This is a genomic window from Colwellia sp. 75C3 (assembly GCF_002836255.1).
In the GTDB taxonomy this organism is placed as follows: domain Bacteria; phylum Pseudomonadota; class Gammaproteobacteria; order Enterobacterales; family Alteromonadaceae; genus Colwellia.
Genome location: NZ_PJAU01000033.1, coordinates 395,062 through 410,696 on the forward strand (window position 1 = coordinate 395,062; position 15,635 = coordinate 410,696).

Here is a 15,635-nt window from a genome sequence, read left to right on the forward strand (position 1 = left end):
CTCCTACTTCCTTTTATGAATCAATAAAGCTGCTGGTAAGATCAATAAGTCAAACACTAAGGCGCTAATAAAAGTAATAATAGTTAAGCTAGCAAACGTTGTATTTAACAAAAAATCTGAGAACATAAAAACACTAAACCCAGACACGAGTGCAATTGATGTAAATATAATGGCTTGGCCAGCTAAATTTAAACTTACAGCTAGAGCTTGTGTTTTCGTCGTGTTTTTCTTATTGAGATGTTCTTGATAGTGAAAGAGGAAGTGCGTTGTATCGTCTACAATAATCCCTAGTGAGCAAGCAGCAACAATAGAAACGGCCAAACCAACTTGTTGATACAGTAAAGCCCAAAACGCAAATGCTATCAAAATGGGCAGTGCATTGGTAAATAGCGCTACGGCCCCAAGCTTTAAGCTTTTGAAATAAAATGAGAACAAAACAGATAGGGTAATTAACATGATAATGACACCTACCATCATACTTTTTATATTTCGCTTTACTATATTAGCGAATAAAACGGATGGCCCGTGTCCACCGTGAAAAGCAATTGAATCCGTATTTTCAATTAGGTATTGTTGAAATTGAGTGTTAAATGACTGTATATACGTAGAATCAGCGTCCTTAAATACAATTGACATTTTAAACAACTTGCCACTTTGATCAATTAAGCCTCTTGCATGTAATATTTCGAAGTTACTTTTTATTTTTTTATATGACTGAGTTGCATCGTGCTCTTTATTTATGATGGAATGAATAGAACGTACTTCCCAGACGTTATCGAATGTTTGAAAATGTGAAGCAACATTTGACATTTGAACAAAGAAATCACTATTCTCATTAGGCAGTTCATGTTTAGACTCCAGAATGAAATCAATTGAGTAAATGCCTGTTAAATTCTCAGAGACAAAATTAGCTTGGTGTTTGAACTCAGTTTTTGACGAAAACCAATCAGTGAATTTGTCGTTTACTTCCAGTTTTGAAACCAAACTGATGCTAATAGTAATTAATATTAGAGAAATGAGTAAAATGGCTATGCGAAATTTATCAATCCATTTTAAGTAAGCGACCCAGTTAAACTTAAGTCTTGATTCAAACTTGATTGGCTTGTAAGCAAGTATCCAGGGTAATAATACAAAGTGAATTAGTAGAACGGTTGCGACACCGAAGGCTGTAATATTTCCTAAATCTTGATAAGGAGGAGTATCTGTCAAATTAAGGCTTAAAAAGCCGATAAGCGTCGTTAGGCAGCCAAATAAAATGGGTTTTGCCGTTAACGCCGACCCTAACTTTAATCTTTGATGCCATGGTCCTTTTTGTTGCTCTATTGCTAAAAAAGCATGGAATGAACAAGCAATCGAAATGGTTAAAATAACAATTAACGACATTCCTGAAGGTGGCGTTAATTGAATGCCAACAAGCGTTGCCATACCTAATGAAATGATATTACTTACACCCGCAACAAAAATTACAATGCCAGCCACAAAAAAAGATTGAAATAACCAAGCGGTTATTAAAAATAATATTATATTACTAGCAGGTACTAGTTTAATAAGGTCATCTATTAAGTGGTATGCAAAAGCATCGTTCATCATCACAATGCCACTGGTATCAAATCTTAGGCTGGCGGTTCGTTTGCTAAAGATAGCCGCAGTTTCTTTAATAAAAGTGGCTGATTCTATGACTGCATTCGGATTGTGTTTAGGCATCACAATCCGCACTTCTACCCCTGTTGAAGTTAAAGATAAATTAAGTAGCGAAGGGGGGGATTGATTTGCGTTTTTTAGTTGCCCTAATAAACCTGTAGAGAAATTATTTGATTCTAGGTAAGGGTGGTTACTGAGAATAGAGGTGACAGATACTAGGTTTGGAGTCTCTAATAAATGTAAATGTATCTCTCGTAGTAAAGAGATATTACTTTCGTTCAATAACGTTCCGGAAACAGAAGAAATGACAAAGATAGCTGAGTCAGAACTCCCAAATGAATTTTCCATTTGAGTGAAGTCTTGCATGTCAGCGGTATCTTTCCCAAAGAACACGCGATAGTCAGAAGCAATACCAATGTCTTTAAGCCCCCAAAGGCCAACTATCAATAATACCAGCAGAAGTAGCCTACTTTTCATAATGTACCCCCCAGCCGAATAATACTTCTTTTTTGTTTTGTGGGTATACACCACCATAGCCAACTTTCAATTGAGGTTGAAAAGGATCTCGCTTTAACAACCAATTACTAAAACCACCTTCCACAGCTAAACAAGGTTGTTTACACGATTGAAATATAACTTGTTGTGCATTACCTAATAAACTACTTTCACCAACATGGGATCCCAGAATAAATGGAATATCTAACTCGGTTAACATCCTTATCGCTTGAATTGTTCTTAAAACGCCGCCCAATTTAGATATTCGTACGTTTGCAATAAACACGTCTTTATATTTACTTATGTCAGCTACATGTTTAGGTGTTATAAAACTCTCATCTAGTATTATTTTGCAGTCTAATGCATACGCTACTTTAACCATACCTTCATAATCAAATGGTTTAATCGGCTCTTCTAGTGCCCAAAACGCCCCCTTTAAATCAGATAAATTATCAATACAATCTTGCGGTGTTGTCCAAAGGTTATTAGCGTCTAAGCGCACTTTAGACGGATAAATTCTAAGTAGTCGCATTAACTTAATGACGATTTTGTTTGAATGAATAGAGCTGCCAATTTTTAATTTAAAGTCAGAAAATCCCATTAATTTAAACAATAACGCCTTTTTTAACGATTTATAGCCAACAATGGCCGAAAAATATTGTTGATGCTCATGTTGTTCAAGGCCTAAAATTTTACTGGCAGGTTGTTTCGTCACTTTGGCGAACACATCTATAATGGCCATTTCTAACGCGCACCATGCAGCGGGGTTAGTGTCTATTAATTTTGAATTTTCGTTAACCCATTGCATTAAATCGGTCATCGATTTAATGTGACTAATATTATCAGCGTAATGAGTAATAAACAGGTTACAGGATTTAATCGTTTCTCCAGTAACATACATTCGAGGGCAAGACTCACCAAAACCTACTTCATTATCTTCTGTTGCTTTTACAAAGAAGGACTCAGTGTGAGCACGTTCATAACTTGCATGAGAAAATTTTGATTTGAATGGAATAGAAAGGGGCAATATACTAATTTTCACACATCACCTCTTTTTCAAAATAGAGGGGTAACTCATGGTCGCTTATTAAGTGCATGTATTTAGATTGCCAATATCTTGATTGATTTGCTGTTACTGTTTTTTCGTACTTTATCCCGGAACCTGCTTTTAATAGAACGACCTCGATTGGTGGTAATCTGCCACTGTCGGTTTTATGCTTATATTCTTTATTACTGTCACACAAGTGGGAATGAAGTAACTCGCTGGAAACAGCGTTAGTGCTTTCATAAAATACTTTATATAGGCCTAATTGAGGGTAACAAACAGCCAAAAAGAATCGAACGTCACTTTGCTTTGCTAATGCAAAGAAACTGACAAAATCGTGCTCTGTGAGTTTCTCTCCCGTTATATTAGTACAGCCTCGGCCCTTTCTAACAAAATCTAATGAGTACGTTTTATTAACCAAGCTGCCAGTTCTTACTATGTCGTTTATAAAGTATCGGTATAGGCCAGTTCGTGTGGTTACAATAATATAATATTCAGTATTCGGACTAAGTTCGTGAATTAAGTTAGTCGTTTGACAACCATTATCATATAAAGCAGGTTCAATAAACTCGTAAAAATTCTCATTTAGCAGAGGAATACACAAATTATTTTTAGCATCTACATTCACGGTTGCTCTGTATTCACTGCTAACTAAACCAACTTCAACGACATGGGCTTTATTTGGTAGTTGCTTAATTACAGCGGCTAACGGATAACCGCAACTTCCTTTCATCCAGCAGAATATGATCCTTAAATTGGGGAAATAATCTTTAATCTTTATTGTGGTTTTTTGAAGAACCTCAATGGCACAATTTATAGTATTTGTAGATGTTTTCAGTAATAATTTTGCAAGGACTTGCTCACACTTATCGCTGTAGATAGGTCGTGAAGGTCTAGCTTGAAGAATTTGACATAACTCGTCACTGAACTTATTCATTGTTTCAGTGAGTTTAATAAGAGTTGATGGATTTGCCGTTGAAAATAAAGAGACGTTCGGGCTGCAAAGTGCCGTAGCGGCTAAAATAAAATATCGCTCGTGGTAATCACCCACCAAATATGTTTCTTTGATTACCGTATTTTTATTCTTAATTATCCTTGGCGATTGAGCATAAATTTTTCCCGACATAGAACCTGCTGGCGTTTGCTCTACATAGTCTTCAATTTCATTATCAACAAGTACGAAACTGTCGCCCCAAAATACTTCAGGGTAATTTGATAGTACGCTATAGACAGAGATTTGTTGAGATCTCGCTAAAGCCTTTAAACTTGATAATGTCGCCGGGATATTTTTGGGTTCACCTGTTGTTCCGCTTGATTTAGCTAAATAAACGATAGTTTCGTTAACGAGTTCTGACGGTGATGATTTAAGACTTTTTTCTATTAACGAACTAAAATCCGAAAAAACAGCAATGGGTACGTTTTTTTGAAAATCAGTATAAGAAGCGATGCCTTTAAAGGTATTTCTGATACCAAAAAGTGTTGTTTCGTTCTGACCTAATATTTCAGAGAGTGTTTTTTGTTGCTGTTTTAAGGGATCAGAGCTTGCCAATACCAACTGAGACCAATAGCGCTTAGTCTTCATTTTTATCAATAAATTAAGTAATCCCCATCGGGAAAGAGGATGAAAGATTTGTTTGATAAAGGTATTGGGGGCGATATCAAGTGTACCCACCTTGGTTACTTTGTTTGAATAGTGACGGTAACTTCCAAAGACATGATCCCAAATCATGCAATTGTTACCGTAATTACAATTTGCTTTGTGGTGATTAATATCATGGTGTAATCGATGGTTCTCTACTGTAGCAAATATATAATTCAAGTAACCAAAATTGAGCCTTAAATTAGCATGTTGCAATAATCCATTGACGGCGTAGAACACATAATAAAATGCGATAAGTTCACTAGTAGCACCGATCAAGACAAAAACGAGAATATCAGCAAAGAACTCCACTATTTTGTCGATAGGATGAAAACGACCCGTATTTAACGAGTAAATGTTTTTCGGTTGGTGATGAACATCATGCAACGCCCAAAGAACAGGGAGCTTATGGCTCAGACGATGCCACCAATACTGCATTAACTCGCCCAGTAAAATCATGACTAAAAACTGTAAAAATAATGGCCACTGATTAGGCCAAACATCGAAAATGATAGCGTTAGAAAAGCCTTTATTAACGAGGTAAGTAGCAAGCATATACTTTACTAATAGAATCAAAATTAGCTGGACACCAAAAAGGTAAAGCAAATCTTGTTTGAATTCATCAGCTTTAGGTAGCCAATTTTTTCTATAGGGAAAACGAAACTCTAGAAAGATAATTGATAAGGCAGGAATAACAACCGCGACGTACATAGCAAATTCATGAGGGATATTTAGAGATAGCAACCCTAGTAGGGATAGCAAGGTTAGCAATAATAATGAAAAGTATATAAACAAAAAAAGTCCATTTTCAGCTGAAATAAATTAAGATCATTTCGTCATCAAATAACCTAACAACTATACTTAAGCATATTCAACCTAAAGGTACCATACAGCAAATAGCTTTTAACTCAAGACTAGATAAATATATATTTAACATAAAATTAACAAGAGATTATATAACTAAACAAGTTTATAGCTTATAGCGTGGTTGTTTAAACAAAGACTATGAACTGATAGTGGGAGTATGGACTTCTTCATGGATAAATGTATAACAAATTAGACTTAATTAGCTTCAAATATTCACAGGGTATGTATAGGGGGTAGTTTATGAAGTAAGAATTTATTCTGAATTTGAAAGAGGATATAGAAATTAAAAGTGGTCGGTGATGCAAGATTCGAACTTGCGACCCCTTGGACCCAAACCAAGTGCGCTACCAAGCTGCGCTAATCACCGACATTTTATAACTTTTTATTTTCTACTTCAGGGAGAAGTAAAAAATGGGGTGGCTAAAGGGACTTGAACCCTCGACAACCGGAATCACAATCCGGGGCTCTACCAACTGAGCTATAGCCACCACTGGGGTGTTCTGATACACATTTAATGCAAAGAGCTATAAATCTGTATGCTGCTCTCTAACAGCGCGGCGATTGTATTGCATTTCCCCTCTACTTGACAAGAAAAATATGCATTTAATGCACTTTTTTTAGTAAATAATTAATAAAATTACAGGTTGTCTAACTAACGCACAATTTTAGTGTATTTACTTAGCGGAATTTCCGTTTAATCCTGCTCAACAATAACTGAAGAGCAGGCATGTCAGTAAACTTATGCTGTTACGTTTTGCTGCTCGTTTGAGTCAGGTGATGAAAATAGGTCTTTTAAGCGTTCAACAATTAAATAATTTACCGGTACTAATATCAAAGTTATACAAGTAGCGAATAAAATACCAAAACCTAATGATACCGCCATAGGGATTAAAAACTGTGCTTGGGTAGATTGTTCAAACAATAATGGCATTAGGCCGATAAAGGTGGTCAAGCTGGTTAACATCACCGGTCTAAATCGTGCAGCACCTGCTGTTAGCACTGCTTCCATTAACTCACCGCCCTCACTACGTTTTTTATTGATAAAATCAACGAGTACTAATGAGTCATTTACTACCACACCAATTAGCGCCAACATGCCAAGTAAGCTCATGATGGTTAATTCCATGCCCATGATCCAGTGACCAATAACAGCACCAATCATACCAAAAGGGATAATACTCATCACGATGATCGGTTGAATGTAAGACTTAAAGGGAATCGCTAATAATGCGTAAATAATAAAGAAGACAAAAACTAGCGCCCAACCAAGGGAACCAAAAGATTCACGCTGTTCTTTTGCTTCTCCTTCAAGGGAGTGACTGACACCAGGGTATTGCACGATTAACTCATCTAAATAATCTTTTAAATCAGCTTGTAGCACAGTCATATTGGTATTTAATTTTTCAACATCAGCACTAACGTTTGCAGTACGGTAGCGATCAATTCTGGAAATAGTTGATGGGCTCTTTCCTGGAATAAACTTAGCAACATGGGATAAGGGTACTGAGCCGCCAGAAGGTGTGATTACCAGGATATCTTCTAAATCAGCCATCGTACGACGTTCATCTATTGGTAGACGTACCATTACTCGTACATCGTCTCTGCCACGTTGAATGCGTTGTACTTCTGAACCAAAGAAAGAACGTCTAACTTGATTTGAAATGCTGACACGCGTTAATCCTAAAGCTTTACCTTGCTCTGTTAATTCAATTTGCAGCTCTTCTTTACCATTAGATAAACTGTCAGCAATATCAAATACTGTAGGGTAGGTGGCTAATCGAACTTTTACCTTATCCGTAACCTCTTTTAACGTTTCTAGTGAACTTGCTTTGAATTGCACGTGAATTGGGTCTGATGAACGACCGATTTCTGCTCTGAAGGTAATACTTTCAGCACCAGGAATCGGGCCAATCAAATTACGCCACTCACGAACTAACTCACTTGAGCTAATCGCCAGTTCGCGTGATTCTGGAGGCGTAATTTCAAAGCGAACACTGCCAGAGTTTGATACACCACCTCGGCCACCTGTGGTGGCTAATATATTAAGAATGACACTGCTGTTGGTTGATGGCTCAATATACTTCTGTTTCAACTCATCGGCTTTTTCGGCCATTTTAATAATGTACTTATTAGTGACTTCAAAGGGCGTGCCAGCAGGTAAGGTCAGCGTAGCTCTTACGGTTTCGCTTGGAATACGCGGAAAGAAAACAAACTTAGTCCAGCCACTCATAATAAGCGTAAGAATAACCAAGAAAACACCAACAAAGCCAACTAAGGTTGAGGTCTTGTTACTGATAGCAATTTTTAATAAGGGCTGATAGAAACGGATGATTGCTCGCTCAAACCCATCGGCGAACGATTGTTGTAGTTTGCTAAACTTTGATTGCTTTTCTTTTTCTGAGCGAAGTTTTAAGTGCTTTAAGTGAGAAGGTAAAACGAATTTTGATTCAATTAAAGAAAATATCAGTACCGGAATAACGATGACGGGAATTTGGGCAAATAAAGCGCCACGTGCGCCTTCAATAAAAGCAAGTGGCAGAAAGGCAGCTACAGTGGTTAACACACCAAAGGTCACTGGAGTAGCTACTTCTTGAGTGCCACGAATTGCTGCCATTTCACCTGATTCAGCGGTTTTTAGGTGAGTATATATATTCTCACCGGTGACAATGGCATCATCTACGACAATACCCAACACCAAGATAAAACCAAATAAGCTCATGATATTCAAGGTAACACCAAATACAGGCATCATAATAAAGGCGCCCATAAAAGAAATGGGAATACCAATAAATACCCAAAAGGCAATGGAGGGTCTAAGGAATAAGGTTAATAACGCTAATACTAATATACCCCCTTGTAATGCGCTAGTGGTTAGCGTGGAAATACGGTTTTTAACTATTTGTGAATCGTCATCCCAAAAACTTAATTCAACGCCAACAGGTAAGCTGCTTTGTTGGTCATCAATATAGGTTCTCACCGCATCGGCAACGTCAATGGCACTTTGCTGACCTATTCGATAAACATCGATGAAGGCGGCTTGTTTACCATTAAAACGCGTGCGAACTGGGGTCTCTTCAAAGTCATCTTTGATGAGTGCAATATCACTCAAACGAATGATCGAGCCATCTACGTTAGTTTTTATCGCTATTTTTTCAAACTCATCTTTGCGATAGGCTTGCCCTTTTGAGCGTAAGAGAATATCACCACCTTTGGTTTTTAAATTGCCAGCAGAAACATCCGTACTGGAATCTGAAATGGCTGACGATATTTGCGCGATGGTTAAATCATATTGGCGTAATTTGTCTTGCGGTACTTCAATTGAAATTTCATAGTCGCGAACACCACTTAGCTCTACTTGGGTAATAGCGGGGATATTTAATAAATCATCTCTGACTCGTTCTGCAAATTCACGGGTCTCTTTTTCGCTATAAATACTGGCAATTGTGACGGCAATCACTTCACGCTTACGAGTAGCTAAAGAGACTACTGGTTTGTCAGCATCAACAGGAAAGGTATTTATTTCATCCACACGGCTTTTTATATCGGCGAGCATCTCACGTGGATCATAGCCTGATTCAACTTCAATATTGACTGCAGAAGATCCTTCAGATGAACGGCTAGCAATTTGTTTAACTCCCTCTAAATCTTGCACGGCTTCTTCAATTCGAATGGAGATACTTTTTTCTACATCTTCAGGTGTTGCCCCGCGCAGTGACACATTTACGTTAATGCGGTCAGTGGCAAAAGAGGGGAAAACTTCTAACGGAATACGGTTAGATAAACTAAATAAACCCGCTATTAAAATGGTAATTAATAGTAAGTTGGCGGCAACATGATTTCGAGCAAACCAAGCAATCATTAGTTATTCACCTTAGCAACAGAGGCAGTGCTAACTTTTTTAGTTTTGCGCTCAGCAGTTCTTCGCTCAGCAATCAAGGCTTCCACGGTAATCCCTTTTTCAGCCGCTATTTTTTCTAATTTTTTTCTACGCTCTTCAGGCGATTTTGATCTCTTGGTCTTTTTACTGGGTGTTTGACCTGCAATAGCTACGGGTGTGCCTGAGCTAACTTGTCCTAACGAGGTTAACACTAATTCATCACCAGCCACTAAGCCCTGAATGACTATAGATTCTGTACCGTTTTGCCAACCTAATTGAACTTCTTTACGCATCAATAGACCATCTTTAACGATATACACGTAACTGCCTTGATAAATGGCACTGCTCGGTATTACTAAGGCATTCTCAACTTCTCGTCCGGTAATTTTTGCGGTAACGTATTGACCCATTTTTATTTGGGCACCTTGATTATATGCTCCATCGTAAGGGCGAATGATTTGCGCGACGACATAAAGTTGCTGCGACATTGTATCGATAGCACTCTCGGTACGAACGATCTTACCTTGCCATACTTGTTCACCCATTAAATCAGATGAAATAACCACATTACTGATACTATTTACCTCAAGTTGCTCATGAGCATTGCGATATTCTTCAGGTAATTTCATCAGTGGTAAGTCTTTGTTTTTTATTGGTAGGCGAATCTCGACATAATCAACAGCAAAAATATCGGCTAACTGAGTATTGCTTGAAATCACCTGACCAATATCAACATTTTTCTTTAAGATGCGACCGGCATAAGGCGCAACAATCTTGGTACGTTCAAGTGATAATTTCACTTTGTCGAGTTGAGCTTCAGCGGAAAGAACTTGTGCTTTAGCTGCTTCAAACTGCGGTTGGCGTAAGACTAATGCATTAGGCTCATTACCATTACCCAGTCTTTTCCAATCGGCTTTTGCTTGTTTTACTCGTGCGTCTTCTTCTTGCAAACTCTGTTTAGCTGACATTAAACTTGCTTGAGCTATTTTAACTTCAGCGCGGTGATCTCTATCATCTAGTCTAATTAAAATGTCACCTTGCTCAAAAAAACCACCCGCCCTAAATTGTTTACTGACATGATTTATTTGTCCTGAAACTTGCGCAAAAAGTACACTTTGAGTTCTTGGTTGAACCGTACCAAAACTTTGCACTATGATTTGATAGGTTTGTGGTGCCAGCGTCGTTGTGGCTACCGTCATTTGCGGTGCTTTTGATGGTTTACCACGCTTACTTGTTGGTGGATTGTTGAAAATAACCATAATTAAAACAATCGTGGCAATAATAATAATGACAGGCAGTAATATTTTTTTATATTTTGGCGAGGTCAGGGTATTAGACATGTTTATTTGGCCTTTGGTGTAGGTGATGGCGCAATTGACGGTGTGGTGAAGTCGCCACCCAAGGAAAGATGTAAATTAATTCGATTAGTAATGAGCTGGTTTTTAATTTTTATTAACGTTGTTTGTGCTTCAAACGAACGCTTTTGCGCATCAAGTACAGTGGTGTAAGTAACCAAACCACTTTGGTATTGTTCGAAAGATAACGTGGCGGCAATTTTTGCATTTTCTTGTGCGGCCAACATGGTGTAATAACTGTTCTTTAGGTTTTTTTCCGTGGTGATCGTATTTTCAACATCGCTAAAAGCATCATATAAGGTATCAAGATATAACTGTTCACCTTGTTTAAGCTCGATACGGGCTTTTTCTTCGTTCGCTTTTAGGCGTCCGGCATTAAAAATAGGGGCTGAAATACTGCCTAGTAAAGACCACGCTAGCGAAGAACCAGAAAGTAAGTCACCAATGTCGGCGGTAGAATCACCGATTGAACCTGACAATACAATGCTAGGGAAGCGTTGTTTATGTGCGTAAGCTAAGTTGGAATCTTGCGATAATAATTGATACCAGCTAGCTTTTAATTCCGGTTTTCGGCTAATTAATTCTGACGGTAAGCCAACAGGAATATCGTTGGTCAGTAGTGGTAAGTCTGCATTGACCAGTAACTCACCTTTCGGGTATTCACCAATAAGGCGTTCAAGTTGTCGTATTAATTTGGTTTTTTCAGTTTCTTGTTCTGAAACTCGTGTTAACTCATTATTCAAATCATTACGCGTTAAGTAAACATCAAGTGCAGCGGTTAATCCTGAGTTATATCCCGCTTCAATAATCGCTAAATTCTGTTGAGAGTTTTCCACTCGACTGCGATAAAGTGTCAGTAATTTTTCTGCTTCAATTACGCGAAACCAAGTTATGAGTACATTGACAACGAGTTGTTGCTTGTATTGCTCAAAAGTCGCTTTTTGTGCAAGGTAGTTATAATTACTCATACGATCGGCATCAGACAATTTGCCCCAAATATCCACTTCATAACTTAAATTTAAATTAACTGAATTACCGTTTGAGTAGCTGTTTGAATCGCTATCACCTTGATTACTTTTATTACGGCTACTGCTAAATGCCAAATCAAGTTCAGGCCAAAGTTGACTACCTGACACTATGAGTTGCTGCTCTGCTATTTCTAATGAGTAAGCTTGCATGGCAAATTGGTGATTTGCTGCTAAGGCTTTTTTCACTAATAGATGAACTTGTGGATTATCAAGTTCAGATAACCAGTTATGCTCAACGGATAAGGCTTGCTTACTGTCTTGCCAGTTTTGCGGAAGTGGCAGGTCTTTTAGTTTTTCATCTACTTGTGAAGTACTGCTACAAGCGAATAAAAACAGACTTAAAAACAGGGGTAGTAAGTGTCGAAATCGACGTGTCATAAAGCGATCAACTCATGTTAAAAAATAACTCTTATCAGTAGTGTAATCAAAGATGGTTCAAGGAGATAGGTGTTTTACAAAAGTTTACACAAGGGGGGGATTCAACAGAATAAAGCGAATTTTTTGAGGTGATACATCACTAATCATTAACTGAATTAGTGGCTAAAGTTAGCGGATATTATTGATACTTTTGTTGAATTTCTTTTAATTCACCATGGATCATCATTTGACGAAAAATAACCTCTAATTGCTTGGCTGAAATTTTATCATGACTTTTTTTTGATATTTGTAACCAAGGAGTGCGCTCTGAAACAATGAGCGGTCTACCAAAAAAACCTTTATTAAGACCTAACAATTTTGCAGCACTGATGATGGGTGCCATAGGTCCAATAATAGCGTCTACTCGACCTTTTTTTAACATTAATAGCCCTTGACGAAAATCACTGACTTTTTGTTTGATAATTTCAGGATTATTATCAACATCATCACTAAATTTTGCGCCACGCAAATAGGCAATACTCCGCTTTTCTAGCTGTTTGACCGAAGAAAAGTCTGTACCTTTACGACCAATAACGACATTTTTTAGGGAAGGCAAAGGATAAATATAATCGACATAGTCTACTAATTCTTTGTATTTGAACATTATCGTTAGATCTGTTTTTCCTATTTTAAGTTCATGTATTATTCGGCTATAGGGAAATATAAGATGCTCACTTTCTAATCCTGCCTTGCTGAGTAAATGATTAGCTAAATCATAATATATACCACTTAACTCCCCATGTGAGTCAATGCCGTAAGGCGAAATTGCGATAGTTCTTACTTGCAGCACAGTCTCTTGATGTGCTGAAACATTATGAGGACTGAAACATAGAAGTATAATAAAAAAGAGAAACCGGAGATTTTTCATTAAGGTTCAATTAAGGTAATGTTTAGTTAGTCTTAATATAGAAAAAATTTGATCGAATGTCATTATTAACAGATTAATAATGAGCCATTGAAAAGGCTTAATTAAATGAGATATTCCAATATAACGTAACAGAGTTCGTATTATTGAAATTATCCTCACCCAAATTTGGCTAAGGTGAGGATAATCTAGTCTGGTCTAATCTAGCAGGATTGGTTGACCTGTATTAACTCTTTGTATGTAAATCAATGAAGAAACTATACTGTAAAGCCGTATTATGAATGCGTTTAAAGCGTCCAGATGCGCCGCCATGCCCAGCTTCCATATCCGTTTTAAACAATAATAGATTGTTGTCTGTTTTATAATCACGCAATTTAGCGACCCATTTCATTGGCTCAAAGTATTGTACTTGTGAGTCGTGTAATCCTGTAGTTACTAGAATGTTTGGGTAGTTTTGCACTTTTACTTGATCATAAGGTGAATATGACAGCATGTAGTCGTAATAAGCTTTTTCTTTTGGGTTGCCCCATTCTTTAAACTCATTGGTTGTTAATGGAATACTTTCATCAAGCATAGTGGTCACTACATCAACAAACGGTACTGCTGCAGCAATACCTTTGTATTGCTCAGGGGCCATATTAATTACGGCACCCATTAATAAACCACCAGCACTGCCACCAGCAGCGAATACTTCATCTTTATCGCCGTACCCTTGTGCCGTTAAGTCTTTTGTAACATCAATGAAGTCCGTGAAGGTATTCATTTTTGTTAACTTTTTACCGTCTTCATACCAAGGGCGGCCTAACATTTCTGAGCCACGGATATGTGCAATGGCATAAACAAAGCCACGGTCTAATAGACTTAAGCGGCTTACTGAAAAAGAAGGATCAATGGTGTGGCCATATGAACCATAGGCATATTGGTATAATGGGTTAGTACCATCTTTCTTAAATTTATCTTTACGATAAACTATCGATACCGGTACTTTTTTGCCATCACGAGCTTTAACAAAAATACGCTCAGAGGCATAATTTTTACTATCAAAGTCACCCAAGACTTTAGTTTGTTTTAACTGCGTTTTTTTGAAGTTACTTAGGTCTACATCGTAATGCGTACCTGGCGTAGTAAAGCTAGCATAATGTAAGCGTAAGGCTTTATTATCTAATTCGTAATTACCATATAAGCTCAAGCTGTATGCACTGTCGTTAAAGCTAAGTTGCTGCTCCTGACCTGTGGATAGTTGTTGAATTGTTACTCGGCTAATACCATTCTCACGTTGCTGATAAACAAGGTGGTCAGTAAATAACTCATAACCTTCAAGCTTAACCGCATCATTAGCTGGAATAACCTCTTGCCATTGTGCTTTATCACCAAGGTGCACTTTATTCACTTTCATTAAACGAAAGTTAGTCGCTTGCCAGTTAGTTTTGATGTAGTACCAGTCATTTTTCTTAGAGATTGAATATTCATGACCTTCATCACGCTCAATAAACTTTTTAGGTTGTGCTTTGGCATCATTGGCATCAATTACTGATACACCACTTGCTTCGGTACTTGAATGCCAAATAAAGACACTGCTGCCGTCTTTAGATTTACTAAGACCGGTATAATAAGCTTTATTGCTTTCTTCATAGAGCATTTCATCCGTAGATTGTGATGTACCTAAAATGTGACGAAATACTTGGTAACCTAATAAGGTTTGTGGATCTTTTTTGATGTAATAAACGGTTTCATTGTCATTACCCCAAACTATGCCACCATTAGTTCCTTCAAGTTTGTCATCAAGTAAAGTATTACCCGCGATATCTTTGAACTGAATTGTATATACTCGACGACTAACGGTATCTTCTCCGTAAGCGAGTAGCTTGCCATTTGGGCTAGCTTTTAAACCACTAACTTGATAATAATCATGCGCTTTAGCTAACTCATTAACGTCAAGTATTACTTCAAGGTTACTGCCTTTGAAATCACTCGATCTAACGTAGATAGGGTACTCATTCTCGCCTTGCATTTGACGTGAGTAATAAAAATTCCCTGACTTGGTTGGTACTGAATTATCATCTTTTTCAATACGACCTTTAATTTCTTGAAAGATCTGTTCTTGCATCACTTCAGTATGCTTTAACTGTGCTGTTGTATAGTCATTCTCTGCATCTAAATGCGCTAAAATTTCTGGGTTGGTACGAGTATCATCACGCATCCAGTAATAATCATCGACACGGGTATGGTTATGAATAACCATTTTATGTGGTACTTTTTTAGCGATGGGAGCTGCCATGGTATTAGTTGCTTCATTCTGTTGGTTACTGCATGCTGCAATAAGCAGGGCAGAGGAGACAATTAAGCTTAGCTTAGTCTTTGTGAGAATTAGAGACATAGAGGTCCTTTTCCTTGTAGATAATGGAT

General features: G+C 37.6%; 8 protein-coding genes and 2 tRNA genes. All 10 read right to left on the bottom strand.

What is annotated here, in order from left to right; genetic code table 11:
* Nucleotides 1–3: 3 nt before the first annotated feature.
* Nucleotides 4–2,169 (bottom strand): efflux RND transporter permease subunit, encoded by a 2,166-nt coding sequence (locus CXF85_RS06175; RefSeq protein WP_157829037.1) that lies wholly within the window; start codon nucleotides 2,167–2,169, stop codon nucleotides 4–6.
* Nucleotides 2,108–3,178 (bottom strand): enolase C-terminal domain-like protein, encoded by a 1,071-nt coding sequence (locus CXF85_RS06180; protein ID WP_101227643.1) that lies wholly within the window; start codon nucleotides 3,176–3,178, stop codon nucleotides 2,108–2,110. Before CXF85_RS06180 ends, CXF85_RS06175 begins: the two co-directional genes overlap by 62 nt.
* A complete protein-coding gene (locus CXF85_RS06185) occupies nucleotides 3,168–5,615 on the bottom strand; it encodes a GH3 family domain-containing protein (RefSeq protein WP_157829038.1) in 2,448 nt (815 codons plus the stop codon). The genes CXF85_RS06180 and CXF85_RS06185 overlap by 11 nt, the downstream gene beginning before the upstream one ends.
* Before the next feature lie 362 nt (nucleotides 5,616–5,977).
* A tRNA-Pro gene (locus tag CXF85_RS06190) sits at nucleotides 5,978–6,054 on the bottom strand.
* Nucleotides 6,055–6,099: 45 nt separating this feature from the next.
* Nucleotides 6,100–6,175, bottom strand: a tRNA-His gene (locus CXF85_RS06195).
* Nucleotides 6,176–6,426: 251 nt separating this feature from the next.
* Nucleotides 6,427–9,546, bottom strand: coding sequence for an efflux RND transporter permease subunit (locus CXF85_RS06200; protein ID WP_101227645.1), 3,120 nt, complete (start codon nucleotides 9,544–9,546; stop codon nucleotides 6,427–6,429).
* Nucleotides 9,546–10,904: an efflux RND transporter periplasmic adaptor subunit gene (locus CXF85_RS06205; protein ID WP_101227646.1), complete on the bottom strand. Its 1,359-nt coding sequence runs from the start codon at nucleotides 10,902–10,904 to the stop codon at nucleotides 9,546–9,548. Before CXF85_RS06205 ends, CXF85_RS06200 begins: the two co-directional genes overlap by 1 nt.
* 2 nt (nucleotides 10,905–10,906) lie before the next feature.
* Nucleotides 10,907–12,325: a TolC family protein gene (locus CXF85_RS06210; RefSeq protein ID WP_101227647.1), complete on the bottom strand. Its 1,419-nt coding sequence runs from the start codon at nucleotides 12,323–12,325 to the stop codon at nucleotides 10,907–10,909.
* A 178-nt stretch (nucleotides 12,326–12,503) separates the two neighbouring features.
* Complete coding sequence (locus CXF85_RS06215; RefSeq protein ID WP_232771093.1) at nucleotides 12,504–13,154, bottom strand: substrate-binding periplasmic protein; 651 nt, start codon at nucleotides 13,152–13,154, stop codon at nucleotides 12,504–12,506.
* A gap of 301 nt (nucleotides 13,155–13,455) precedes the next feature.
* Nucleotides 13,456–15,606, bottom strand: coding sequence for a S9 family peptidase (locus tag CXF85_RS06220; RefSeq protein WP_101227649.1), 2,151 nt, complete (start codon nucleotides 15,604–15,606; stop codon nucleotides 13,456–13,458).
* Nucleotides 15,607–15,635 lie beyond the last annotated feature (29 nt).